This is a genomic window from Pseudoalteromonas sp. APC 3893, assembly GCF_030408095.1.
Lineage (GTDB): Bacteria > Pseudomonadota > Gammaproteobacteria > Enterobacterales > Alteromonadaceae > Pseudoalteromonas.
In genome coordinates this window covers 1-25961 of sequence record NZ_JASDCD010000012.1, presented here as the reverse complement: position 1 = coordinate 25961, position 25961 = coordinate 1, and the positions used below count along the sequence as shown (strand labels likewise).

At 41.5% G+C, this 25961-nt stretch carries 24 protein-coding genes; 14 read left to right on the top strand and 10 right to left on the bottom strand.

Annotated elements, in window-relative coordinates; translation table 11 throughout:
- Positions 1 to 33 precede the first annotated feature (33 nt).
- The 3 genes from QMA12_RS13900 to QMA12_RS13890 are packed head-to-tail and all read left to right on the top strand — an operon-like array spanning position 34 to position 5547.
- Positions 34 to 924, top strand: a complete 891-nt coding sequence (locus QMA12_RS13900; protein WP_290210367.1) for an ABC transporter ATP-binding protein — start codon at positions 34 to 36, stop codon at positions 922 to 924.
- The gene (locus tag QMA12_RS13895) at positions 924 to 4358 is read left to right on the top strand and encodes a hypothetical protein (protein WP_290210366.1); all 3435 of its coding nucleotides are present in this window, start codon (positions 924 to 926) and stop codon (positions 4356 to 4358) included. The genes QMA12_RS13900 and QMA12_RS13895 overlap by 1 nt, the downstream gene beginning before the upstream one ends.
- Positions 4351 to 5547, top strand: coding sequence for an MFS transporter (locus QMA12_RS13890; RefSeq protein ID WP_290210365.1), 1197 nt, complete (start codon positions 4351 to 4353; stop codon positions 5545 to 5547). Before QMA12_RS13895 ends, QMA12_RS13890 begins: the two co-directional genes overlap by 8 nt.
- 96 nt (positions 5548 to 5643) lie before the next feature.
- Here QMA12_RS13890 and QMA12_RS13885 read toward each other — a convergent pair whose 3' ends face one another.
- Positions 5644 to 6333, bottom strand: coding sequence for a 4'-phosphopantetheinyl transferase superfamily protein (locus QMA12_RS13885; RefSeq protein WP_290210364.1), 690 nt, complete (start codon positions 6331 to 6333; stop codon positions 5644 to 5646).
- Between the two features lie 446 nt (positions 6334 to 6779).
- Here QMA12_RS13885 and QMA12_RS13880 point away from each other — a divergent pair, with 446 nt between their 5' ends.
- The 4 genes from QMA12_RS13880 (at position 6780) to QMA12_RS13865 (ending at position 9950) form a co-directional block, all read left to right on the top strand.
- Complete coding sequence (locus tag QMA12_RS13880; protein WP_290210363.1) at positions 6780 to 7691, top strand: diguanylate cyclase; 912 nt, start codon at positions 6780 to 6782, stop codon at positions 7689 to 7691.
- A gap of 166 nt (positions 7692 to 7857) precedes the next feature.
- Positions 7858 to 8220 (top strand): MerR family transcriptional regulator, encoded by a 363-nt coding sequence (locus QMA12_RS13875; RefSeq protein ID WP_290210362.1) that lies wholly within the window; start codon positions 7858 to 7860, stop codon positions 8218 to 8220.
- A 38-nt stretch (positions 8221 to 8258) separates the two neighbouring features.
- Positions 8259 to 8816: an NAD(P)H-dependent oxidoreductase gene (locus QMA12_RS13870; protein ID WP_290210361.1), complete on the top strand. Its 558-nt coding sequence runs from the start codon at positions 8259 to 8261 to the stop codon at positions 8814 to 8816.
- A gap of 147 nt (positions 8817 to 8963) precedes the next feature.
- Entirely contained in the window at positions 8964 to 9950 is a 987-nt protein-coding gene (locus QMA12_RS13865; RefSeq protein ID WP_290210360.1) for a hypothetical protein, read from the top strand.
- 58 nt (positions 9951 to 10008) lie between these two features.
- On the opposite strand, the gene QMA12_RS13860 is transcribed toward QMA12_RS13865, so the two are convergent.
- Genes QMA12_RS13860 through QMA12_RS13840 form a run of 5 tightly spaced genes read right to left on the bottom strand, consistent with a single transcriptional unit; the run spans position 10009 to position 15073 of the window.
- Complete coding sequence (locus QMA12_RS13860) at positions 10009 to 10866, bottom strand: aminotransferase class IV (RefSeq protein ID WP_290210359.1); 858 nt, start codon at positions 10864 to 10866, stop codon at positions 10009 to 10011.
- Positions 10863 to 11729, bottom strand: coding sequence for a glutamate cyclase domain-containing protein (locus tag QMA12_RS13855; RefSeq protein ID WP_290210358.1), 867 nt, complete (start codon positions 11727 to 11729; stop codon positions 10863 to 10865). Before QMA12_RS13855 ends, QMA12_RS13860 begins: the two co-directional genes overlap by 4 nt.
- Positions 11714 to 12445 carry a 5-oxoprolinase subunit PxpA gene (locus QMA12_RS13850; RefSeq protein ID WP_290210357.1) on the bottom strand — a complete coding sequence of 244 codons (732 nt, stop codon included), beginning with the start codon at positions 12443 to 12445 and terminating at the stop codon, positions 11714 to 11716. The genes QMA12_RS13855 and QMA12_RS13850 overlap by 16 nt, the downstream gene beginning before the upstream one ends.
- A 14-nt stretch (positions 12446 to 12459) precedes the next feature.
- Positions 12460 to 13257, bottom strand: coding sequence for a putative hydro-lyase (locus QMA12_RS13845; RefSeq protein ID WP_290210356.1), 798 nt, complete (start codon positions 13255 to 13257; stop codon positions 12460 to 12462).
- Positions 13258 to 13267: 10 nt separating this feature from the next.
- Positions 13268 to 15073, bottom strand: coding sequence for a glycoside hydrolase family 3 protein (locus tag QMA12_RS13840; protein ID WP_290210355.1), 1806 nt, complete (start codon positions 15071 to 15073; stop codon positions 13268 to 13270).
- A 567-nt stretch (positions 15074 to 15640) separates the two neighbouring features.
- Here QMA12_RS13840 and QMA12_RS13835 point away from each other — a divergent pair.
- The gene (locus QMA12_RS13835) at positions 15641 to 17188 is read left to right on the top strand and encodes a sensor domain-containing diguanylate cyclase (protein ID WP_290210354.1); all 1548 of its coding nucleotides are present in this window, start codon (positions 15641 to 15643) and stop codon (positions 17186 to 17188) included.
- Positions 17189 to 17244: 56 nt separating this feature from the next.
- On the opposite strand, the gene QMA12_RS13830 is transcribed toward QMA12_RS13835, so the two are convergent.
- Genes QMA12_RS13830 through QMA12_RS13820 form a run of 3 tightly spaced genes read right to left on the bottom strand, consistent with a single transcriptional unit; the run spans position 17245 to position 20022 of the window.
- On the bottom strand, positions 17245 to 18039 hold the full coding sequence (locus tag QMA12_RS13830) for a heme ABC transporter ATP-binding protein (protein WP_087533572.1): 795 nt from the start codon (positions 18037 to 18039) through the stop codon (positions 17245 to 17247).
- A 1-nt stretch (position 18040) separates the two neighbouring features.
- Positions 18041 to 19093 (bottom strand): iron ABC transporter permease, encoded by a 1053-nt coding sequence (locus tag QMA12_RS13825; protein WP_087533571.1) that lies wholly within the window; start codon positions 19091 to 19093, stop codon positions 18041 to 18043.
- Positions 19094 to 19095: 2 nt separating this feature from the next.
- Positions 19096 to 20022: an ABC transporter substrate-binding protein gene (locus tag QMA12_RS13820; protein ID WP_087533570.1), complete on the bottom strand. Its 927-nt coding sequence runs from the start codon at positions 20020 to 20022 to the stop codon at positions 19096 to 19098.
- A gap of 64 nt (positions 20023 to 20086) precedes the next feature.
- On the opposite strand from QMA12_RS13820, the gene QMA12_RS13815 reads away from it, so the two are divergent.
- The 6 genes from QMA12_RS13815 to QMA12_RS13790 all read left to right on the top strand — a co-directional run bounded on the left by QMA12_RS13815 (position 20087) and on the right by QMA12_RS13790 (position 25442).
- Entirely contained in the window at positions 20087 to 20818 is a 732-nt protein-coding gene (locus QMA12_RS13815; RefSeq protein ID WP_290210353.1) for an energy transducer TonB, read from the top strand.
- Between the two features lie 24 nt (positions 20819 to 20842).
- Positions 20843 to 21388 (top strand): MotA/TolQ/ExbB proton channel family protein, encoded by a 546-nt coding sequence (locus tag QMA12_RS13810; RefSeq protein WP_087533568.1) that lies wholly within the window; start codon positions 20843 to 20845, stop codon positions 21386 to 21388.
- Complete coding sequence (locus QMA12_RS13805; RefSeq protein WP_087533567.1) at positions 21381 to 21797, top strand: biopolymer transporter ExbD; 417 nt, start codon at positions 21381 to 21383, stop codon at positions 21795 to 21797. The genes QMA12_RS13810 and QMA12_RS13805 overlap by 8 nt, the downstream gene beginning before the upstream one ends.
- A gap of 123 nt (positions 21798 to 21920) precedes the next feature.
- Entirely contained in the window at positions 21921 to 24020 is a 2100-nt protein-coding gene (locus QMA12_RS13800; RefSeq protein WP_290210352.1) for a TonB-dependent receptor, read from the top strand.
- 287 nt (positions 24021 to 24307) lie between these two features.
- On the top strand, positions 24308 to 25006 hold the full coding sequence (locus QMA12_RS13795; protein ID WP_087533565.1) for a M15 family metallopeptidase: 699 nt from the start codon (positions 24308 to 24310) through the stop codon (positions 25004 to 25006).
- Positions 25007 to 25232: 226 nt separating this feature from the next.
- Positions 25233 to 25442: a cold-shock protein gene (locus QMA12_RS13790; protein ID WP_004587186.1), complete on the top strand. Its 210-nt coding sequence runs from the start codon at positions 25233 to 25235 to the stop codon at positions 25440 to 25442.
- Positions 25443 to 25532: 90 nt separating this feature from the next.
- On the opposite strand, the gene QMA12_RS13785 is transcribed toward QMA12_RS13790, so the two are convergent.
- Positions 25533 to 25961 (bottom strand): IS630 family transposase (locus tag QMA12_RS13785; RefSeq protein ID WP_290210351.1); only part of this gene is annotated, 429 nt, incomplete at its 5' end.

Here is a 25961-nt window from a genome sequence, read left to right as displayed (position 1 = left end):
TCGTAGAGTTGAAAAACGGATGAGTAAACAAAAATGAGTAATCAAGAAATGAGTGAGCGTGGTCTAGTTGTTAAAGGACTTAGAAAAAGCTACAAAGGGGGCGTAAGTGCGCTAAATGGTGTCGACCTTGAAGTTACACCCGGACTATATGGATTACTTGGGCCAAATGGAGCGGGGAAAAGTACGCTGATGCGCACTTTAGCATCACTTCAACAGCCTGATTCAGGTTCAATTACATTAGACGGTATCGACGCTTTAGCTGATCCTGACAGTTTGCGTTTTAAGTTAGGCTATTTACCGCAACAGATTGGTGCTTATCCGAACGTATCTGGGCGTGACTTGCTTGAGCGTTTCGCTTGGCTAAAGGGACGAACTGATAAAAAGATACGTAAACAGGAAGTTGAATACCTCTTGACTCGGGTTAACTTGGAGCGCGACGCACATCGAGCTGTAGCAACATACTCTGGTGGTATGCTACGTCGCTTTGGTATTGCAGTTGCGCTAATCGGTAAGCCTCGTTTATTGATAGTTGATGAGCCAACGGCTGGTTTGGATCCTGCTGAACGAAGTCGATTTCATCGTATTCTTGCTGAGATTGGCAGTGATGCTGTTGTGCTGTTGTCGACTCACATTGTTGAAGATATTGAGAATCTTTGCACGCGCTTATCTATTATGGCGAAAGGTCGAATTGTCGCTGCTGGCACACCGGATAGTCTCAAAGGTAACCTTAAAGGTCAGATTTGGCAAAGAGAAGTTCCACGCGACCAAACAATCCCTGATGATGCATTACATGCAACGGCAACACCGTACGGCACTCGGGTGGTCATTTCTGGTATTGCACAGCAAGGTTACAGCGAGCGGACTCCTCGTCTTGAAGATGTGTATTATCATGCATTGCGCGCTGCGCAAGTTGAGGAGGTGTGATGAGTCATTCGCGCGTCAGCTTCTTCTTCAAAGAAGCCGCCTATGAGGCTAAGCAAGGGTTGACTAGTCTGATCACGCCAATTGTGTTCTTTGGTCTGAGCGCCTATATGCTGATTTTCTTACTCAATGCTGATTACATGCGCAGCATGGGGGCGGTAGACATCTATCGTAACAGCCCCCATGTGATTTACTTAATGGTGTCAGGCCAAAGTTTGTGGTTGTTTTTTGCTTGGGCTTGGATTTTTGCACAGATCGTAGTGAGAGATCGGAGTGCTGAATTACATGAAGTTGTGCTTAGTAGTCCTATTTCTTTGCGCTTGCTACTTGCAGCACGGTTTAGTGGTGCACTTGTGGTTGCTGTTTTTCTAGGCTCTTCAATTTGTGCCGGATTACTGATGGCACCTTTACTGGTTACTATTGGTGCGCTACCACCCGATGCTGTTGGCCCAGTGCCTTGGTCGGCTGCACTATTGTCACTGGTTGTATTCACTGTACCCAGTGCATTTGCGACGGGGGTGTTGTTCTTAGCTGGTGCTGCACTGACGCGCTCTAATACCGGCGCTTTTGCGACAGCAGCAATATTGAGCTTAATTTGGATGATTTCCTTGGTGGTATTACACGAAGGAGGTGTAAGCCCAATGCTTGCATCAATTATTGATCCCTCCGCGTATGTTGAAGCAGAACGGCAGGCACTTACTTGGACCCCAGCTGAAAAAAAAGTCGCTATTATTGGCTTTACAGATAGGTTGTTACTTAATCGCGGACTGTGGCTATTTATTGGTGTCGTAATTGGGGCTATTCTCATGTTGCGCTTACGTCGAGAGCACTTAGCTATGGAGCATGCACCGCGTTTAAAAGCACATAAAACCGCATCTTATGCTGTTCACTCAGCAAAGCCAGCTGGTGCAATTAACAGTCCTAATTGGCTGCGTACACTGGCAGTCGAGTCTGCTTGGCATTTAAAGGTTTCTTTGCAAAGCTTTGGTTTGCGCCTTGCTTTATTATTACTCACCGCGATCGGCGTAGCAGCCGCTTGGGTGAACTCTATTGGTCATATTGATGGCCCGCTCGTTCCCACGCCTCAAGCGCTTATTTATTTTATGGTTGGCTTCTTTTTTGTCTTTATCGTTTTTGTTGTTGTTGGGTTTGTTGGTGCATTAATGCGCCGCGATGATTGTGAAGGCTTTATTGAATGGTTAGATACATCGCCAGTGCCGCTAGGAATAAGACTACTAGCCCGTTTTTTTGCCGCTCTTGGGCTAACAGCTTTATTATGCCTGATACCTGCTATCGCATCATTGATAATGACAGGGATCGCCGCACCGCATGCACTTAACATTAGCTACCCATTTGCATATGTCTTGCTAACCGTGTTTCCTGCATTAGCTGAGTTATGTGCAATTGCAGTACTTGCACATGCTATTTTTCAGCGAGCAGGCACAGCTTATGTGGTCTCTATACTCGCGGCTTTTATCGCCATCGTTAATCATGAAGTTGAGTTAGTGCAATATACACCAGCGGCAATTGGCACACCTATCCATGCCTTCCCCTCTGAGTTGACAGGTTGGTCTCCATGGATTGCAATGATTTTGGCACTTGCTAGCTTAAAATTAGCACTTGCTTTAGTGCTATTTGCAGGAAGTTGGATAATCTGGCGACGTGGCACCGCGTTGACACTGCGAGATCGTATCCATGCTGCTCGAAGACGCATTTGGGGTTATGGTGGTTTAACGCTCGCTATCGCGTTGAGCTTGATAGTTTTATGCGCCAATGTACTCAATACGCAATTTGTTGAGCTAGGGGGATATGAATCATCGTCTAACGTCCTAAAAGATGATGGTAATTGGGAAAAGCACTGGTGGGCTAAAGCGTCGCCTTTTTCCATTAGTGGCGGTGATATTGCTGTACGCCTCAACCCATCTCAGGGAGTGGGAAAAGTAAGCTGGCGTATTGATAACCTTAAGGCTGTTACTCTTCATGGTATTTTACCACATGGCACTTCGCTAGTAAGTGCAAGTAAATCTGGGGCACCAGTAGAGTTTGTAGCAGATGATAGTCACTTTGCAGTAGCAGCAGAGTGCGATACACCTTGTACGTTAACACTTAAGTTGAATATAGGTGCTCAAGGATGGCAAACAGAATCAGCACCGTGGCTTGATGCTGCTAGTATTTGGTTGCGTAGCCAAGATATTTTACCAAAACTTGGTCACGACCCAGATCGCTTAGTGCGCTCTATTGGTGATCGCGCACGTTTAGGGTTATCAGCCCAATTGCCCACTTTACCTAGCGCTGCCGCATTAAGCTCACTGCAAGGAGTTGCTCCTATTGGCAACTGGAGCTGGTCTATTGCTATTGAGCAGAATAATGGTGAATACATCGTAACAGATGACGGTAGTACAGACGGTGTGTTAGCGTTTGCTTCAGTGTGGCACCGTGAGCAGCTATCAGAACAGCAGCTATTTTCGATGAAATTTTTAATTGGCGAAGCGCGCCAGCCTCAACTTGATGATTTTGCTAAAGAATTAATGGCAATGAACCAATGTATTGCAGCCCAGCTAGGCACTGTATTGGAGATTGAGCAGGTAATTCAAGCACCACGCAAGTCAGGAGATATCGCCTTATACGCTGGCGTATTATGGACGCCGGAAGACATTGCTTGGCACAGCGATGGTACAGGGCGAGGCGCATGGCAGCGTCAATACAAAATAGCGACGGCATTAGCGCGAGCAGTTGTTAGCAAACGGGGAGAGCTCAGAAATGAAGCTGGAGCGCGTTGGTTATTAGAAGGAGTTGCGGGATGGACTGCGTTACGTTGCGTTGAGGAATATAGCGGTTTTACAGCCGCGATGGAAATTCGAAAACGCGCAGCAGAGCAGCTGGCAGAAGAGTTTGCGACAATCGATAAGCCTATTACGCAAGTTGTGGACGCAGATAGCCGCTGGTTGGGACTTTATGCCGCATTATCTCTAGATAATTGGGGAGCCCTTGAGCAACGCTCACCAAGCTCTATACTAACCGCACTCGATGTGGGACTCCATTCATCTACACTGTTACAGCGCCTAGCTCTATCGGTTGGCTCTGGATCGCTCGATGAATTACTGGGTGCACCAAGGAGCAGTGACGTGGTTATCAAAACAAATGATAGCGCTACTGAAATAACAATTTTGAGCTGGGTGTGGGCGCAAGGTGGTTGGCAAGCCCAAGAGGCAACTAACGATTTGTTGATACGCGGTTCTGGTATCCGTACGCAAGAATATACCCCTGAAATATTATTTGATGGTGATGTAAATCACGACGGTGCTTATTTATTTCATACTGCAATTGGCTATGAACGTTCAGTTGACGATAACCACCTTAAAACGATGTGCTCTGAAGGCGGGGGGCAGCATAAAAAATGTGGAGTAACCTCAATCATAAGGGCAGAGGATGAGTAATCTAGTTAACAATGAAACTGTAGCAACAACGGATGCTCCATTTAGTCTGAAACCGCTTATGTTCGAAACTTTTGTTTGTACTATGGCGCTAATGGCTTTTGCGGCTTTGGCTGCACCTATTGCACGGGTTATCGGGCTTGAAGCATGGCAGCTTGGCACGGCAATGACTGTGGCTGGTATTGCTTGGGTTGCAATGGCTCGGTTTTGGGGGAAGCTAAGCGACCGTAAAGGCCGTCGACCAGTGATGCTCTTTGGGCTTGCTGGGTTTGTTATTAGCTATGCGTTATTGGCTTTGTTTATTGATTTTGCGATGCAAACGGCAATGGTGCAAATACTCGCATTTATAGGCATTGTGATAGGACGGGGTATAGCAGGGATATTCTATGCTGCGGTGCCCTCGACCAGCGCCGCATTAGTGGCAGATCATATACCGCCCAAACAGCGAGCTGCCGCGATGGCTGGGATCGGGGCCTCAAGTGGCGCAGGTATGGTTATAGGCCCAAGTTTTGCCGGTCTTATTGGTCCTTATAGCTTAAGTATTCCTTTATACATCACGGCTGTTTTACCCGCCATTGCATTGATTGTAATTTGGCGTGTATTGCCAAGGCGAGAACACCACGTAAAGCCGGACGGTAACTCACTAAAATTAAACGATATACGCTTACGCTGGCCAGTAAGAGTGGCCTTTGTTGCAGCATTTAGTGTTGCGGTTGCGCAGATCACGGTTGGTTTTTTTGCTCTCGATCGATTATTGCTTGAGCCTGCAAATACGGCGCGCACTGCAGGGATTGCACTGGCTATTGTTGGTGTAACATTGATAGTTGCACAAATTGTATTACGAAAGCTTGACTGGCAGCCGCAGCGATTAATTAAATGTGGGGGGATCATTGCCGCAGCCGGATTTAGCTGTACGATTTTTTCCTCGACACCACTTGTGCTTTGGTTTAGCTATGGCGTGGCGGGTTTTGGCATGGGATGGGTTTTTCCATCGGTCTCGGCATTGGCTGCCAATTCAGTTGAAAATCATGAGCAAGGAGCCGCTGCTGGAACAATCTCAGCGGCGCAAGGGCTGGGAATTGTTGTAGGCCCTATTGTTGGGACTGGTGTTTATAGCATCGATAATGGCTTACCTTATGGGCTGATTGCAGTGATGTTAATGTCAGTTACATGCTGGCGATCAGCAAAGTAATTCTTTTTCCTAGAAATTTTTCCTAGAAATGTATAGCCCTTACTTGCAGGAAAATTTAATTGTTGAAGTAGAGAAAAAAGTGTTGGATGGCTGAATTTAAAAAGGCGTTTTAAATTCGCATTCAGTGAGTACTTGCTCGTTGCTACATTGATAAAATACGGTGACGCAAGTGTCTTGCGGCACTTGTTCTGAAAGTGTTTGGGTTATTTTAAATTGCAGTTGTTGTTTATTAAAAGCAATAAGCTGGGCGGCTTCAAAACCAAAAAACTGCATTACGCTTGGGTATAAGGCTTTAAAAATACTTTCTTTGGCAGAAAAAATCACGGTTAATGGGTGTGATACCTGTTTGGCTAATTGTTGAAACTGAAAAAGTTCATCAGGGTGCAGAATTTGTTGTTGGAGTTCTTGCTCTTGCTTGGCACTCATTAACAGCTCTATATCGATACCGATCCCCGCAATATCTCTATTGTCAGATGCCATTGCCATTGCTGTATTTTGGCTATGGGTAATGCTGCCTACTATTTTATTAGGCCAGATGGGAGCACGATCTGCTGCGCTTATTAATTCGAAATTATAAATGTTGAACGCCGCGAGTACACGTTTAGCGCACACTCTGCCTGCTAAATATTCGGCTTTACGTTTAGCAACGGCTTTTTCTAACTGTTTTGGGAAGGGGATCTGATAGCGATTATAGTCATCATCTGAAAAGTTCTCAGTCTCAAATTTACAGCAATATGATTTATGAGTAAGTAAAGGTGTTAGCTGTATGCATTGGTGAATAGTCATAAAATAGTTAGTGATGTTCAACTCATTAAAGTATTGATAGTACTATAATTGTGCAATGAGGAATATAATTTTTAATTAACAGACTGACCAGCATACTCTGGCTAAATTTAATCACTTACTTTACACAATGATTGCTATAACTGCTTCAAGCCCGGCCTAAGTAGATGCTTTTTATGCAAAAGTAATTAACTTGGCGCTACAGACTAAGAGGGGATTGGTCCATATACCGGTTATTTCCGCGATTTAGACGGCAATAAACTCAATGTGTTTTGCTTTACTCATTAGGAATATCTCAACTTGCTGTGAGTGTGAAAAATGAATACTTTAGTAATCTTGCCGATAGTGTATGCTAGAGCAAAGTATAATCAAAAATATCACGACTTAGGTTACTTTACCTGAGTAGGCTTGTGTTAATTAGGCGAGCTAAAGCAGTAAGAGTGCAGTAAATGACAAATGTAGAAAGTGAAATAGCTCAAGGGCTTACAAAGTCGAAAATACTGATTGTTGATGATCAGCAGTTAAATATTTCACTTTTAGAGAAAGTACTTTCCTCTCATTACAACACCACGGCTGTTAGTAGTGGTGAACAAGCAATTAAGCATTGCGAAATCGATATCCCAGATTTAATTTTACTTGATATCGCAATGGAGGGAATTAATGGCATTGAAACATGTAAGCGGCTTAAAACCAATCCTGATTTAAAAGACGTTCCGGTTATTTTTATAACTTCGTTCGAACAACATGAAGACGTATGTTGGCAAGTTGGTGGTGTTGATTTTATTAATAAGCCTATTAATGCTAAAACTGTTTTTAATCGTGTTAAAGTCCACCTTACGCTTAAGTTACAACGTGATAAACTACTTGAAATGGTGTTTTTAGATAGTTTAACGCAGGTCTATAACCGCCGATATTTTGATTCTCACCTTATACAAACACAATTGAGTGCTATACGTGAGGTGAGTGATTATGCGCTTATATTTATCGACATTGATTATTTTAAACAATTTAATGATATTTATGGTCATGTAGTCGGCGATAAAGCCCTTCAAAGCGTAGCCAATTGTATTCAAGATACTCTTAAAAGGCCGTGTGATTTTGTATCCCGTTATGGCGGTGAAGAGTTTGCGGTGATTTTACCATTCACTGATTTATCTGGTGCGGTACTGGTTGCACAAAAAATTGTACAAAATGTTGCGGCGCTAAATATTGCACATGAGCATTCAGCATTTGATGTACTAACGGTAAGTGCCGGGGTTGCAACTTTACGTGGCCTTAGCGGGCAAGACGAAATAATAAAAAGCGCTGATGAAAAGCTCTATATTTCTAAGCAAACAGGGCGTAATAAACTCACTTTTTAGCCGTGTTAATTCTGGTTTTGCAGCAGATAATCCCTTTTATTGTTACATACAACTTCGCCCTTATGGCAAGTGATTTTAGTTTTTCACCGCTAAAGACTAAATAGGCTTCTCACATTCCGCCATCTACATTACTATTCTATAACTTCAACCCACCCAAGGAAGAACTATGTATATTAGTGAAATGGCAAAGCGCAGCGGCGCATCAATTAAAGCTGTTAGGCATTATGAAGAGATTGGTCTGTTGACAAACATAGCGCGCCAAGGCCGATACCGAGTTTACACTAAAGCGGATGTTGAGTTTGTAACCTTGATCAAACGAGCTCAGTTATTAGGGCTTAGTCTATCTCAGCTTAAACAGTTAAAAGTTGCACGCCATGAGCTTGATTGGCCTGCTGTATTGGCTCTACTTGAGGACAAACAACAGCAAGTATTGAATGATATTGCTGCACTGAAAAAGCAAAAAGAGTTGCTAGATTTTTATCACATAGATATAAAAAACTGTTTGAATAACCTTGACTCTACCCCTTAGGGGAGAGGGTATGCTATTGCTTTTAAAGGAGTAGAAGTATGAAAAAACGTGTATTGGTTATCGACGCCAACCCTAAGTCTGGCAGTTTTTGTGCAGCATTAGCGACAACCTATCAACAAAGTAGTGAAAGTGAAGTACAAGTTGTATCACTCAGTGCGATGCATTTTGACCCTAATTTAAGCTATGGCTATGACCAGCTACAGCCACTTGAACCAGATTTAGTCTCGTTTCAAGCTCAAGTTGAGTGGGCTGAACATATAGTGTTGTTTATTCCTATTTGGTGGGGTGGGCTACCGGCAAAGTTTAAAGGGTTAATCGATCGCACATTTTTACCTGGTTTTGCCTTTCAATATCACCCAAATAAAACCATTCCAGAGAAATTATTAACAGGCCGCACAGCGCAGCTTATATTGACCTTAGATACGCCACCTTGGTATTACCGGATATTCCAAGGTGCCCCCGCTACCAAGCAACTAAAACACACAATTTTAGGTTTTTGTGGAATTAAGTTAACAGCAACTAAGTATATTGGCCCTATTATTAGTTCCTCGCAAGAGCAACGCACTAGCTGGTTAAATAAGCTTGCTGGGAAATAGTGAACGGGTATAAAGCGCTAACTTAAATTAAATTTAATAAAAAACAAATAGGTACGCACCTTAATCGGATAGAAACTGTAACCAGAAAGTGAGAAGATAGTTACCTCAATATATAAGTGCTAAAAATAATAAGATGAGGGAATATCAGTGCGTACTAATTTTTTAAAATCCATTATAACAACAGGTTTGATGATTAACTTGGCGGGCTGTTTTGGTGATACCGTGTTTGAAGCTGCACCTTTGAGTGAGTTTCGCCACACTAATGAACCTGTATTATCAGCTGCACTTACTGTTGATGGTTCTATGAGTATCGTTGCTGAGCAAGGCAAGGTGTGTTTATGGGATAATAAAACAAATCAGCTAAAATTTAAGTGCCTTGTTGGCGACGATGCTAAACACATTGAATTAGTTGGTTTTAGTAAAGACAAAAGCAAATATTTCATTTCTAATCGTACCTCTGTGCATATGTTTTCAGCCACCACAGGTCAACTAGTGGGTAGTTGGGCGACAGGGAAAAATATTGCTCGTGATATCGCAGTCTCTGCTGATGCAAGCACTATTCTTATTGGCTATCGCTCTGGTGAAGCGCAAGTGATAAACACTCAAACATCAGTCTCTAAATTACTAAAAATTCACCGCTTAGATATTAACTCTGTGGCTTTGTCTGATGATGGAACAACAGCCTTAACGGGTTCAAGTGATAAATTTGCTTACGTTTGGAAAACTAACGACGGTAAAATTACACAGCGTTTTAAATCCACTACACGCATTAATCACGTTGCGATGAATAGCAATGCAAGCATTGGGTTGTCCATCGATTCTGTGGATGATCGGCAATTTTTAGATTTAAAAACAGGTGAAGAACGAGCTGAACTAAACATTATGGCCAATTTTATCGAGTTTAATGATTCGCTATTTATTAATGATGATAAATGGTTTTTAACAGGGTTGCCAAAAAGCACTTTGTATTTATGGCGTGTTGCCGATGGCCAGCAGCTAGGTGAGTACAAGGCGGCAAAGTTACGCTTACGCAGCTCCGTCTTGGCGGTAGCCTATGATAAAAATAGCAAAAGTATTATGACTGAAACCAGTGATGGCGTGCTTGAAGTTTGGCCTTATGAACCAGCCAAGTAGTGTAAGTAGGCCGTGTTGACTTAACAAGCGCGGCCTTCATTATTAGGGCTAAATGTTTCTAGTAATCAAATTTGTGTTTGGTAAATAAACTTTGTACTTGTTGCCATACTTTGCCTGGTTTCCCGTCACCGACAAGTTTACCATTTACTTTTACCACTGCGCCGACTTCTTTGGTTGCGCTCGTGATCCATACTTCATCGGCGTCAAGCAGTTCTGTTTTACTAATAACACGTTGTTGTACTTTAAAATCACTATGACTATGCAGAATATTTAAAATTAACCAACGTGTTATACCCGGTAAAATTTGGTTATCTAGTGGTGGGGTACTAATAACCCCCTCTTTAACTATAAATACATTACTTGAGCTTGCTTCGGTTATTTCATCTAACCGGTTATACAAAATAGTCTCTTTATTGCCTGCGGCTGCACCTTGTTGATAATGAATGACATTGCCAAGTAGCGCAGTTGATTTGATGTGGCAACGCTGCCAACGCTTATCTTGTTCTAACGAAACGGTATAAGTTGTGGCGTGTTCAATATCGCTGACGGGTTGAGGAGGAATTTCAAATACATACGCAAACACTGTTGGTTTTATATCTGTAGGGTAAGCATGAGCGCGTTTAGTATCGGCACCTCGGCTGACGTGCAAGTAAATACCTAAACTATCACCGTGATTTTTTTCACATAACTGTTGGCAAATCTCACGCCATTTATCAGTGCTGTAATCGAGCTTAATTTCAATTTCATTAAGACCGTTATTCATCCGCTCGATATGCGCATTAAAGCCCAGCATTTTACCTTGGTAAGCAGGGATGACTTCATAAATACCATCACCAAATAAAAAACCGCGATCCATTGGTGAAATTTTCGCGTCTGCTGCTGCTAGGTAATCACCATTTAGGTAAACTGTGCTCATGGATAATCCTCATTCTCTATAAAGCCGCCAAGTTGGCGCAGTCGTGTTATTAATTGCTGGCCGTGCATAGCGTGTAAGCCATCTTCGGTTAGCTCGTTCTTGTGGGTAACGCCATCAACGCTACCACGGTCACTTAAATATTGTAAAATTGCTAAGGTATTGATATTGGCAAGTAAGTCTTGGTTAAACCAGCGGCTTAAAAAAGCGATAATGCCATATGCAGCCCAGTTAGACACATCAGCAAGTAATAGCTCATCACAGCACGTTAAGCTTGGCCTAATACTCAGCTCAGTCATGTATTGAGCAACATTACCCATACCTATTTCGTTACCACCATCGCCGATAGCAATAGTTGGGCAAGTCGCTTGTGAGATAAAAAAGTCAAAGCAGCCACAATCAGCCGATATATCAATTCCGCGCATATTATAATATTTATTACCATGGCATAAACCAGGTCGTTCAATAGATAACACACAATTGGGCTTTAACTCTGCTAATGCTTGTTTGCTAAATTCCATCGCCTCTGTAAGGTTATCTAATGGTAATTCAAAGCAATTAAAATCATTTTTAAGTGCACTGTAAAGGGGGTTTCCACAAACTAAAATAGGCTGTTTACCAATCGCTTTAAGTGCATTGTATAAGGAAATTGCGCCAACGGGGCCATCGGTTTCGAAGGTTTGATTTACTGCAAAGCCAGTGCCAATTAACACCGTGTTTTTTGCTTTGTACAGCGCATCTGCCGCGCGTAAATAAGTACCGGTTTGCTGATGAGCGTATAAACTTTGCATTCCTCGCAGGTTTTGCTCAATCATCATCGCTTCGATAGCGTGACTTAATTGCTGATCATTTAGCTTTTTTGGCATAGTGCTTTTATCTCACTAATAAGGGCTATACCGTCAGCGTTATCGCCATGTACGCATAAGCTATCAGCGTTTAATGTTAGTTTGTTACCACTTTGCGTTGTCACGCTGCCATCATTTAGTAACTGTTTTACCTGTGCTATAAGGGCTGTTTTTTCATGCACACTGCCTGGTATTTTACGCGATACAAGATGACCTTGATCTGTGTATTGTCTGTCAGCAAAGGCTTCTAAAATCAGAGTTACCTCGTATTTTTTAGCCAGCTCTTGATGTTTATCTGCATTCGCAGTCGCGAGAATCATTAATTTCAAATTTGTAGAGTAGTTGGCAATTGCCGCTATAACAGACTCTAAAATTTGCTCATCAGCCATCATATCGTTATAAAGTGCACCATGGGGCTTTACATAACTCAGTGATAAACCGTGTACTTTAGCCATGCCGTCAATTGCTGCAATTTGATAATGCAAACAGTTATTGAGTTCATCGGCAGAAAGTGCCATTGAGCGACGCCCAAAACCTTGCTTATCAGGGTAGCTAGGATGCGCACCTATCGTCACTTTATGGCGCGCAGCTAAAGCTAAAGTTTGCGCCATAACATCCGCGTCACCTGCGTGAAAACCACACGCGATATTTGCCATATCAATATGAGGCATAACTTGGTCGTCGAGGCCCATTTGCCAAGCACCAAAACTCTCACCTAAATCACAATTCAGCTTCATTTATTTTCCAACAGTTAAAACGCAGAAATGTGCGTATTTTGAATATCGGTTATTAGCATATGGCCTGGGCTATGAGTAATACAAAAATCAGGAGCCGCGTTTGCAATCGCGATTTGAGGGGTGACACCACAGGCCCAAAATACCGGTACTTCGCCTTCTTTAATACTCACAGATTCACCAAAATTAGGACGATTAATATTACTAATGCCAATCGCAGCTGGATCACCAAAATGAACAGGCGCTCCGTGCACATCCGGAAAGCGACTACAAATTTGGATTGCACGGATGGCATCTGCAGGCTTCATCGGGCGCATACTGACCACCATGTTAGAATGAAAAATCCCTGCGCTCTCACAAGCAATATTGGTCATATACATAGGGACATTTTTATGTTCTGTAATATTACGAATTTCAATTCCCGCGGCTTGTAGTGATTCTTCAAACGAAAAAGAGCAGCCAATTAAAAAGGTGACGAGATCGTCTCGCCAATGCTCTTTGATATTGGTGACCTCTTCAATTAGCTGACCTTTTTTAAAAATGCGATAACGTGGTAAGTCTGTACGTATATCAAGGTCATGAGCCACATTAGGTATATCAATTGCGCCGGGAGTGCGGCTGCTGGCTACAATTGGGCATGCTTTTTTATTTGCTTGGCAAAATTGTAAAAAATCAAATGCATAACGCTCGGGTAAAATCATTAAATTAGCTTGTACAAACCCCGGTACAAAACCCGATGTATGCCCCGTGTAATCTTCATTGCGGATCATATTTCGAATTGCATAGGGTGTCGTAAGCGAAGCGTTATGTTGCATAAAATCCTCTTTAATTATTATTAATGCCATTAACGGTAACGGGTAACGTACCCGTTGCCGCGGCTTTACCAACTAATACTTTAGCAAGAGCTGTAAAAGCAGGCCCTGCTACTTTAACATTATTATCTATATCTATGTTATACGCATAAGTTGCTAAAATTGCATCACCATATTGGCCAAATTTTGCAATATCATAAGGGGCACGTAAGCTAACAAACACGGTTTTTTTATTAGCACGTTGTGCCTGTTGTAATAAGTTTTCAAGAGCTGCGCCTTGCTCAGATTTAGCGATAGCAAATTGTGGGTCATCGGCTAAATCATCCATCCCGCCAATTTCAACGGCACTTTGATTCGGCGATGCGTTACCCGCAATAATAATATCAGCATCGTTTAGTGCTTTTAGAGCCACACTCGGTTCAAACCCTTGCAAACTTGTGCAGCTATATTGGTAGTCATTATCAGCGTATTCTTTAATTGCTTGTTCAAGCGCCATGCATTTACGAGTATCAGGCATAATAATATGAACTTTAGCGTTATTAGATAATTTTAACGGTAGGGTACTTTGTACATTTTTGACTAAAGTGATAGCAGCAAGGGCAAGCTCAGCCTCGACTTTTCGGTGACTTGAATCACCAAGTATAAGTTGTGCTTTTTGTATAGCAAGCGATTCATCAAGGGCTGTAGTGAGTTTAAACTTACTTTTAAGCTTTAGTATACGTTGTGCAGATTGCGCTATTTCTTCGCCATTGAGTTGACCATTTTTAACCTCTTTTACTAAGCGTGCAATAAGTTGATCAAGTACCAGTAGATCTTTAGGGCTACGAATTTCGATTGGCATGAGCGCAATATCAACGCCGGCGGCAAAAGTATTTATTACGGCTTCAATTGGCTCAAAAAAGTGGCTGATACCGGCCATATCAAGGGCATCGGTGATCACCACGCCTTGATAATTCAATTCACCACGTAGCAGGTCGGTAATAATTTTACGTGACATAGTGGCGGGTTTAATCATGGTTTTACCATCTTTACTAACAAAGGTGGTGTCATCAAGCGCGGGGTATTGGATATGCGCGGTCATGATCATGCCTGGGTTTTGCTTTTTTATAATATCTTTAAAAGGAGGTAAATCTTGCTGCCAAATAGTTTCTTTATCATGCATAACTTTAGGTAAGCCGGTATGGCTGTCTACGTTTGTATCACCATGGCCTGGGAAGTGTTTTAGTGAGGTGATTACGCCATTCTCTTCAAACCCTGCAACTTGAGCGCCCCCTAGTTTGCCAACCAAGCTCGGATCTTCACCGTATGAACGTACATTAATTACAGGGTTGTCAGGGTTCATATTGACATCAACAGTAGGAGCGTAGTTGACGTTCACACCTATGGCTTTAAGCTCATCGGCGATGACTTGTGCAGATTGAGTCGCAAACTGAGTGCCGTGCTGCGCATAGGTTGCACCTATTGACATATTACCAGTAAACGACGTTGCAACATCGCGTGGAATACGAGCAACCCGGCCGCCTTCTTGGTCAATAGAGATAAACAGCGGTGCACCTAAGCTTGATTTAGCCGCCGCTTGTTGCATTTGATTATTGAGTTTTACAGTTTGATTTATATTCTGAATATTTTCAGCGAATAAAATAACTCCACCAATATCATGTTTAGTGATTATTTTGGCTAAGTCTGCAGGTAGCTCAGTCATTGCAGTACGGCATTTGTTCTCGCTGTCTTGGTCGCAGTAGTAACGAAAATCAAGCATCAGCTTTTGACCTATTTGCTGTTCAAGGGTTAATTTCGTTGCTGCGAAGGTCGATTTCATTGGTAAAAAACACCCTAATCCAAAAATAATTGATGATATGGCAAACTTATTTAACACAGTAGGCTCCAAAGCTGAATGCTTATTTGTTGTTTGAATATTTTATTCTTCATGTTAATGCTGTTTTTGATTGAAATACAGCATTTTTTTGTAACACTAACTGTTTTTATAACTAACTGCAAAGGATTCAATTAAGTCTTATCTTTCTTGTTTAAGGCTTAATATAAAGCTTGGGCCAGATTTTTGTGCGAAAGTAAGAGGCTTATAACTGTATTTTAGTATTTCAGGTTTGAAATAATATATTCCAAGTTCATGTTGCCAAGAACGACTTACTCATTGGCAACATGAATTGATTTCTCAGCGCAGTGTTAATATATGGGCAAAATCTAAAGTTAGAATTAAATAAGACAACAGCAAGAACCTTTTCCTATTTTGGTTAAATATTGTTATCATTCGGACGAAATATAGCCATGGAATTAAAGGCGCTTTACTTCAAAGTTGAGTACTATTTTGCACCGTTTAAAAAAAACTTTAAATATCAAATTAGATTTAAAAAAATTAGTCCTTTTCTTGGCTTTATCAGCCAGTATTGTCACATTTTTAAATAGCCTCTATTCTAGCTATCAAGTGCAAAAGCAACAACTGCAAGCTGAAACTCTAAAAAGCCAGAGCGCTTACGCCGCCAAGTTAGCCTCTGCAACTGATCTCTTTTTACAGTCAGCGCAACAACAACTGGCCTATTCGGCAAAAATTATCGCTAAGAATTTTGATAATAAGGCTATTTTTAACCAAGAAGCAGAGCGATTGAAACGTCAAACCGATAGCTTTAACTCCACAGTGGTTGTATTAGCTAATGGAGTGGTTAAAGGAATTTCACCAAAAAGCTTACAATTAGCAGGCAAAAAACTGCAAAGTGATGGTGCTTTACAAGCGTTGTCGTCTAAAGAGCCGATGATCAGTGAGCCTTATATTTCTGCCGCAAACAATTTAATTATTTTTATTTCACACCCGTTGTTTGCTACTGATGGGCGATACTTAGGCTACGTGGGCGGTTCTATTTATTTAAAACATGCCAATATCTTACATGATTTGCTGCAAGTGCATTTTCATAAAGATGGCTCGTATTTATATGTTGTAGACAAAAGCCGGCGGTTACTGTATCACCCTGATACATCTCGAATTGGTGAGCAAGTTTATAATAATGCTGTAATTGAAGCGGTATTAAAAGATAAAAGTGGTACAAAGCAACTAATAAACAGCCATAACGTGGTTATGCTTGCTGGCTACGCATCACTTAAATCGGCTCCTTGGGGAATTATTACACAGCGACCATTAGAGGCTACGCTTGAGCCCTTAGACGGTCTGATGATCAATGTATTGTACCGAACGCTTCCCATTGGCTTGGCTACATTACTCTTTATTTGGCTGCTCGCTAGACTGATTGCACACCCGTTACGAGATTTAGCGCAAACAGCAAATGCACTAGATAACCCAAATGCTCCGCAACGACTAAAAATCATAAAATCATGGTATTTTGAAAGTTCCGAGTTACGTAAAGCTATGCTCAAAGGAGTGGGGGTATTTCAAAATCAAATAGGTGTACTGCGCCAAGAAGCACAAACAGATCCACTTACAGGTTTACACAATAGGCGCAGTTTAGATGGTTTTTTAGAGCAGCTAACTACCACAGAAACCTCTTTTGCTGTATTGGCTATCGATATCGATTTCTTTAAACGTGTAAACGACGAATACGGGCATGATATTGGCGATCTTGTTTTACAGTCGTTAGCGAAGATTATTTTAGATGTTACCCGTTCAACTGACTTTGTTACACGTACAGGCGGTGAAGAGTTTAATGTGATATCACCTAATGCGACAGCTAGCAGTGCCTATGTGTTAGCTGAACGCTTACGCATACAGGTATCTGAAACTTACATTGACCCGGTCGGCTATATTAATGTATCGGTCGGTATTGCGGGTTGGCCGCTAAAACAGTTGTCGATTGACGATATCTTTAAGCTTGCCGATCAAGCGCTGTATAAAGCAAAGCGCACTGGGCGTAATAGGTCCATTCTTGATTCTCAATATCAGGATGCTGAAATAAAGAAACCTGACTAAGTTACTTTAATATTGAAAACAGAAACAATGTAGGCTGTGCTACATTGTTTCTGTGTTTAACACGCTTCTTTACTGATCAGAATATGCGGTAGTACATCGCTTAAACCAACCTGCAATTTAGCATTAATTTTATAGACCTCACTCAGCCTCGCTTGGGTTAATACTTCTTTAGGAGAGCCACTGGCAACAACCGATCCTTTGTCCATCATATAGAGACGATCAGCAAAGCTTGCCGCTAATGATAAGTCATGTACCACAGCGACCACACCAGCACCTTGCTTGGCAATGTCTTGTGCTTGAGTCATTACTTCATATTGGTGGTAAAGGTCTAGGCTTGATGTCGGTTCATCAATTAATAAATAGCAGGTACGTTTTTTTGCCAAACTTGGTTGTAGCTGGCAAAGTACGCGGGCAAGCTGCGCACGTTGCTTTTCCCCACCAGATAACTGGGTAAAGCACTGCTGTGCAAGGTGGGTGACACCTAATGCCTGCATCGCACTTTTCGAAAATCGTTTAAGTGCTCCATTACTGAACTGCTCTTGATGTACAACATGCGCCATATCAACTACTTCGTTAACAGTAAACGGAAAGTCCAGTTCATAATTTTGCGTGAGTACCGCTCTTAGTTGTGCCAGTTCAGTAATGCTATAATCGTTTAAATTTTGTTGATTAATACTCACAGCACCATCAGTTAAAGCAATATCACCACAAAGTGCCTTGAGTAAAGACGATTTACCTGCACCATTCGGACCAATGATCACAACGACTTCATGGGGCTTTACCATAAAATCAACGTTATCTAAGAGAGCTTTACTGCCAATCTTAGCGGTTAAGTTAGTACCTAAAAGCATTTTACCCTCGTCGTTGATAAGTTTTTAATAACATGATTAAAAAGAATGGGCCGCCAATTGCACTGGTAATAAGTCCAATAGGAAGTTCAGCTGGTAGCATCACTGTACGGGCGAATAAATCGGCCAGGCTCAGCAATAGTGCACCACCTAACATACTTGTGGGCATTAAATAACGATGATCAGGGCCCAGGACTAAACGTACAATATGCGGCACGATAAACCCGACAAAACCAATGATCCCAGTGATTGCAACTGCAGCACCGGTACATAAAGCCGTGTATATAAATACCTGTTTTTTAAGCTTAGTAACATTAATGCCCAAATGTTTTGCTTGTGCTTCACCTAATAAATATAAATTAAGTGGTTTGCCTAAGCGAAGTAACGCTACGCAGCTAAAAATAATCAGTGAAATTGTTGGCAACATCATAGCAAAATGATTACCCGCCAGTGAGCCCATACTCCAAAAGGTTAAATCCCGTAACTGTTGATCGTTACTGATCAAAGTTAATACCCCAATGAGTGAGCCAACAATCGCATTTACTGCAATTCCCGCTAATAGCAAACTAATAATGGTAAATTGTCCACTATGGGCGCTGAGTCGGTAAATAAATACACATACCCCAATGCAACCTAAAAATGCGCCAACAGGCACAGCATAAATACCTAAACTATCGCTAAAATTAGCAAATAAACTGGTGCCTAACACTATCGTTGCAACGGCGCCCAAAGCCGCACCGCTTGATACACCAATTAAACCAGGGTCGGCTAATGGGTTTCTAAATATAGCCTGCATTGCGGCGCCGCATGCTGCTAATCCCGCACCGACAATCATCGCCAGTACTAAGCGAGGTAAGCGTATTTGCCAAATAATGGCATGCTTAAGCTCATCATCGGCAGTTTGATTTATAATCGAAATAATTTCACTAATGCTAATGGCAACACCGCCTTTACTAAGGGCGATAAAAAAAACAATCACGCATGCTATAAACAAAGCGGGGATCGCCATACGGCGGTGCTGATTTTGTGAAATTATTGTACTACCCAGAGCCAGCATGATCAGTACTCACTTAATTGGGCGGTCACATTGTTGGCACTCGGTGCAAAACGATATTGGTAACCTTGTGGTAATTGAGCGCTTGGGTGAAAGGTATGGGCAAGCTCAACCACAGCTTGTGGTGTACGCGGGCCCATACCGAGTAAATAACTGCCATCAAAGCTATGAACTTGGCCACTTTTAACTGCATTTGAAAACTTAAAGTGGGCTAGCTTTTCTAACTTAACGAGTGGATCATCGCCATGGCGGCCCATTGTGATGATCACATCTGGGTTTATGGCGAGTGCGGCTTCGGTTGAAAGTGGCTTCCAATTATTAATTGAACTTGCTGCAACATTAACGCCTCCAGCCGCGTTGATCAGCTCATCAGCAGAAGTGCCAGCGCCGGCTACAATAGGTTGACTATTGCGTACACTGAGAACAAATAGCACCCGAGGTTTAATCGTCGTTTGCTGTAAAATATAACTAAGTGCATCGCGGTCAATTTGCAGAGATTGGGCTAAAGCATCGCCTTTTTGGTCGACATTTAGCAAGTTAGCAATTTTTTTTATTTTGTTTTCAATCCCGCCTAAATTATCATTTTCATCAAGAATGACTAAGTTAATACCGGTTTGTTTTAATTGCTCGACTACTTTTTTTGGCCCAGTGTCTGCTTCACCAATCACTAAATCAGGATTTAACGATAAAATACCTTCTGCACTGATCCTTCTAACATAGCCTATTTGTGGCTTTTCTTTCGCCTGAGCAGGAAAAATACTCGTGCTATCAACCCCAATGATCCGTTGTTGTTCATCAAGCGCGTATATAATTTCTGTAATTGAGCCACCTGACACCACCACCCTGTGTGGAGTTGTTGACTGCTTTGCAAAAACACATTGGCTTGTTACAGCAAGGGTTATAAAAATTAAATACGAGAGTAGGGGTTTCATAACGATTCCATTGTTGATAGTATTTATTGCAAATAGTAACAGTTTGCATTTGTATTTAAAAGTTATGAAGTTTATTATTTTTCTAATTATTTCTTTAGGGTGCCATTTAGGCTGGCTGTATTCTCAGCCAGCTCAACTAAATTTGGTGCAATTTAGTGATGCCCAACCTGCTGATAAAGTTGCGATTAAAATCATCGTATCAAAGCCTGTTAAGGCAAAAAAAGAACGAGTGGAAAAACCAAAAGTTGTTACTGAACAAGCGCCAAGCACGCTATTTCATTCAAAGGTTAAGCGCCTAGCAAAACACGCAACCGTAAAACAAAGCGCAAAAACAGCTGTATCAAATAAAATAAAACCAGTTATAAAAAAAACTATCGTTGAGCCCGCCACTTCAATTGCAAAGGTGAACCCCGTTACTGAACCTGTTAAAAAGCAGTCAAAACCAAGTCAAGCTGCACCTGCTTCAAGCGCGCCTGTCATAGCAAGACTGCACTCGTTAAAAAATCAAGTTATCGACCTAAACACACTCCCTATTTTTAAAGCGCCTAGACCCACTTTAAATTACCCACTAAAAGCTAAGCGCCGTGGCTATCAGGGGGTAGCGATTTTGCAAATAGAGTTAGCCGAAGATGGCACCATTGCACAGCTTTCTGTATTAAAAAGCAGTGGTTTTAGTGAGCTTGATAAAGCGGCATTAAATAACGTGTCGCAATGGCAGTTTCATCCTGTGATGCGTGATCAACATAAAGTAAAAGCTCGGTTTAGTGTGCCAATAGAGTTTTCCCTACGTTCATAGTGTCCTTAATAAAGAGAAATAATTATGCAAGATGTATTTTCTGCGGTCGGTATTATGGCTTGGCCATTATTTATGGTTTCAATTATTGCCTTAGCTATTGTATTAGAGCGTAGCTTAGCATTTGCACAAAGTTGGCTGAAAATGCAAAAAATTAAACAGCCAAATAGTGAGTTTATACAGCTATTAAAACAAAAGCCTCAGACAGAGCAACGTCAACAATGGTGCCAATTATATTTGCAGGATTGCGTGAGCAGTTGGCGTCAACGATTAAATATATTATCGCTATGCGGCACGTTAACCCCATTAATGGGGCTGCTGGGTACCGTATGGGGGTTAGTATTGATGTTTAAAAAAATAGCGCAAACACATCAAGCCGTGACTCCCGCGTTACTTGCTGATGGCTTATGGGAGGCGATGTATTCAACTATGGCCGGACTTATTATTGCCATACCTTGTTTGTTATTGAGTGGTGTTTTTAATGCATTATTAGAGCGCTTACAAACAGATTTGACCCGTATTATTAACCACTTAAATTATCAACTCAGTTTTGATGAATTGCCCCATGCTTGAGCTTCCAGAAAAACCGAATAGTAGCAATCTAATGCCTGATTTAACTGCATTGATTGATGTGCTCTTTATTTTACTCGTGTTTTTATTACTCACCGCCGCAGTAAAACTCGACATGCTTGATGTCACCTTGCCTGAGGTTGGTAGTGATAATCAAGCGCCACTTGAGCAACAAAAAGCGATTGTATTAAGTGTAAATTACGTTGATAGAAAGCTTATATATGCTTTGGCTAAGCAGCCTTATCAGTCTTTGGGTGACGTTATTGAGGCTTTACAACAGCATAACGAACAACAACGAGGCGTTTATCTTGCAATTGATCAGCAAGTGCCCAGCGGTGAGTTAGTTAAGCTTTTAGCTGCACTGTCGAAAGAGGATCATAAAATTGCCAATATACTTATCAAAAGAGAATGAAAACAATTCTCATTAAAGTGGTGTTCTAGTATAATACTTATGTTTTAAACCAGTATGAGTTTGGTGATTAGGGGGCTAATCAAGCTCATTGCCTAATAACTACAAACTTTATGGAGCGACAACATGCGCCTTTCAAAACTGGCTTTATGTATTGCCAGTGTTTCACTACCAGTGATTGCACAAACAAACCTATCAGAACAACCAAAACTCACAACAACGCTTGATGCTGTTACGGTTACTGCAACCCGAACAGAAAAGACCGCGTTGAGCTCTTCGCAAGCTGTGAATGTTATCAGCGCAGAAAATATTGAAGATGTGCTCGCAACAACCGTATTTGATAGCTTGATTGCTGTACCCAATGTAACGGCCACCGGGGGGCCGAGAGCCGGAGGGCAAAAGTTTAGTGTGCGTGGCTTTAACGATGCTGAAGATGTGCTTGTAAGTGTTGACGGCGCCATTCAAACTTTTGAAAAGTACCGAATGGGCAGTTTTTTTGGTGATGCAGACTTATACCGCACTGTCAGTATTAAACGTGGTCCAAGTACCGTATTACATGGTGGTGGTGCGCTCGGTGGTGTGGTCGAAATGGAGCTCAAAGATGCCAGTGACTTTTTAGAACCCAATCAAACTGCGGGCGCAAAAATTAAACTAGGGCATCACAGCAATAATAACGAAAACAATGGTAGCGTTTATGCGTATGCTCGGCCCACCGATTCTCTGGATATTTTAGCCGCGTATATTCGACGACAAAGTGATGATTTTGAATTGTCTAATGGCGAAGCACTCGACAACTCTGCAATCGAAGCCGAGTCTTTATTGCTTAAAGGTGAGTATTACTTAACGGATGACTCATTAATTGGACTTTCATATAGCCAAAGTGAAGACAGTCAAAGAACAGAATTTAATACCACAGATCCGGGTGCTTGGGGCACAATTTATCGTAAAGTAAAGCAATCCGTTACTAATCTTAGTTATGAGTTAAACCCGGCTAATAACAAGTACCTTGATTTAGCTGTACGCTTTGGTAACAGCCAAAGTCATGTAACTGAAAGTGATGGTCAAGGCATGTTGGAAGATTATATTGGCGTAGAGTCTCATTATGAATACAACATCAATACGCTCGATATTATGAACACCAGTGTAATGGGTATGCATGCACTTACTTACGGTGTACAGTATTCAGACAAAGAACGTGTAGGTGATAAGCAAAGTTATCCATGCTTAGAGTACAATATGCAAACATTCGCCTGCATCAACTACAGCCCAGAATTAACTTATAGTCAAATGACCTCGCAACCAGGTGGCGAACAAAAACGCATTGGCGTGTATATTCAAGATGAATTTACCTGGCAGGCACTTACATTAACGGCTGGCGTAAGATATGAAGAATACCGCACCAAACCAACCGCATTGTTAGCTAACAACTTCGCAAAGCTAGACACCAAAGTCGAGCATTCAAAGGTGGTTCCTGCTGTCACAGTAAATTATCAGTTCACTGATGAGTTTGCTTTGTTTGCCAGCTACCAAGAAGGCTTTAGAGCACCATTAATTGATGAATTATATGATTTATATGATGGCCGTAACCCTAATTTAGAGCTAAATACTGAAAATAGCCAAAACCAAGAAGTAGGCATGAGCTATCAAACGGATAATGTGTTCTCTTATCGAGACTCATTAACTGGGCGCGTTGTTTATTTTGACACCCAAGTTGATGATGAAATACAGTCAAATACCAGCTCTGCAACCAACCCAGCTCCAGCACCTCGCTACAACAACAGCGGTAATAATGACCGTGATGGCTTTGAGCTTGAAGTGAACTACGCTCACTCAATAGGCTATTTAAACCTTGCTTATAGCAAAATATCAGGTGAAGACCAAGACGGTGCGCCACTATGGTATTTACCCGCAGATAAACTGGCACTCACGGCTGGTTTATTTTTCTTCGACGAAGCGCTACGAACAGGTATCAGCGTTCAGGATGTTGCTGCGCGAACTGTTCTAGCCTATGACGGGGTAACCCGATCATATAAAGAAACACAACAAGCCAGTTATACCCTAGTCGGTTTGAATGCTAACTGGGATGTTAATGATTATTGGAGTGTACGTGTCGCGGTAGATAACTTGCTCGATAAAGAATACCAAGTAATGGCCGGTACGGGTGGTGCAATTGGTGATTATGGCGTAGGGCGTAACATTAAAACCCAAGTTAGCTTTAAATTTTAATCTTAATACACCTCAAGGTGGAAATTGCTTTGAGGTGATTTGGAGCTAAAGCTCTGCTTGGGATGCTAAGCAGAGTCTTAGCCAACATGAAGCAGAGAAGATAACTTTATTTGAAGAACCGCAGAAAAGTATTATTAGCAAAGAGAATTCAGTTATGTCAGCACTTACGCCATTTGCAGCGAGCAGCTTAGCGTCTGTAATTCTTAATGTCAGGTAATAAATTATTTGCATAAATGTAAAAATGTGCAATATTATGGTTTTAATATAACAACCTATAAAGTTGCACCATGCTTTTAAATCTCTGTTTTAAATCAATTTCATTATTCACAGCTATTTACTTTATAAGCCCAGCCGTAAATGCTGACGAAGTTGGCACTAAAACCAAGCGTGACGAATTTGTAGATATAGCGACGGTAATACCAACAGCTATATTTGATATTCGTTATTACAGTGCTAACAACTTTGTTGGTCAACCTGTTGATGGTTATAAAGCACCTAAATGTTTATTACATAAAACAGCGGCAAAAGGGTTGCAGCAGGCACATAAACAAGCGCAGCAAGCTGGGTATAATTTAAAAATTTTTGATTGTTATCGACCACAGCGCGCGGTTGATCATTTTGTACGCTGGGTTAATGACGAAAGCGATACCAAAACCAAACCTGAGTATTACCCAAATTTAGGCAAAGATAAGTTATTGGGAGGGTATATAGCTGCCAAGTCTGGCCACAGCCGTGGCTCGACAATTGATTTAACACTTACAAATGCGCAAGGAAAAGAGCTAAATATGGGCTCCTTATTTGATATGTTCGATACCATTTCAAATACCGACGATGAACGTATTAGCGACAGTGAAAAAGCCAATCGTTATTTACTAAAAAATATTATGATGGCCGCAGGGTTTGCTCCATATTCAATGGAGTGGTGGCATTTTACCTATAAGCCACAAGCGTACCCAGATACCTATTTTGATTTTGTAGTGCAGTGACATCGCTGAAAGTTATTATATAAAGAGTAATAAAGTTATTGACATAACACAGTAACTCTATATAGTAGGCCTCAGCTAGAAAGAAAGCATGTAATTTATAAATCTCCATTTCGTTGTTGTATAAGTAATACTTGTAGTACCGTCCTGAAGTTTTTAAGTACCATCTCATTTTTTGCTACACCCGCCCATATGGGCACTATTTTTTATTTTATATCAGGATATTACAATGTCTAACATCGTATCAGGTACAGTTAAGTGGTTCAACGAGTCTAAAGGTTTTGGTTTCATCGAGCAAGAAAACGGTCCAGACGTTTTCGCACATTTCTCAGCAATCAAAAGCGAAGGTTTCAAAACTTTAGCTGAAGGCCAACGTGTAGAGTTCACTCTTTCACAAGGTCAAAAAGGTCCACAAGCGGATAACATTACTCCGTTATAATTTTTACTTTAATTAGTAAAAACAAAAAGCGCTTTTATAGCGCTTTTTTTGTGTCTGAAATTTAGTAAAGAGTAATACCAATACTATTTATTAAGTGATCAAATTTATCCATTTTCTCGAACAGATACGCTTAACGTTATCAATGTCTGAGCGAAATACATTCCACGCCCTACTTACTTGTTCAACAATATCGTCATAACTTGCAAACGTACGATTTGATAGCGCTCTGTTTCTCATCCATGCCCATACTTGTTCAATGGGGTTCAGCTCGGGTGAGTAGGGAGGCAACGGTATCACCGACACATTTTGAATGTCTTGTGCAACATTACCCATATGCCAGCTTGCGCGATCAACGATGACCACTGCGTGCTCTCCACAGGGCGTCGCATCTGAAATGAGTTGTAAGTGTTGCCGCATTATATCCTTACTCAAATAAGGCGCTATAATTGCCTCCGTCTGGCCTGTTGCAGGGCAAACTGCACCAAAAATATGAGTTGATAGAAATTGTTGCTGCTTGAC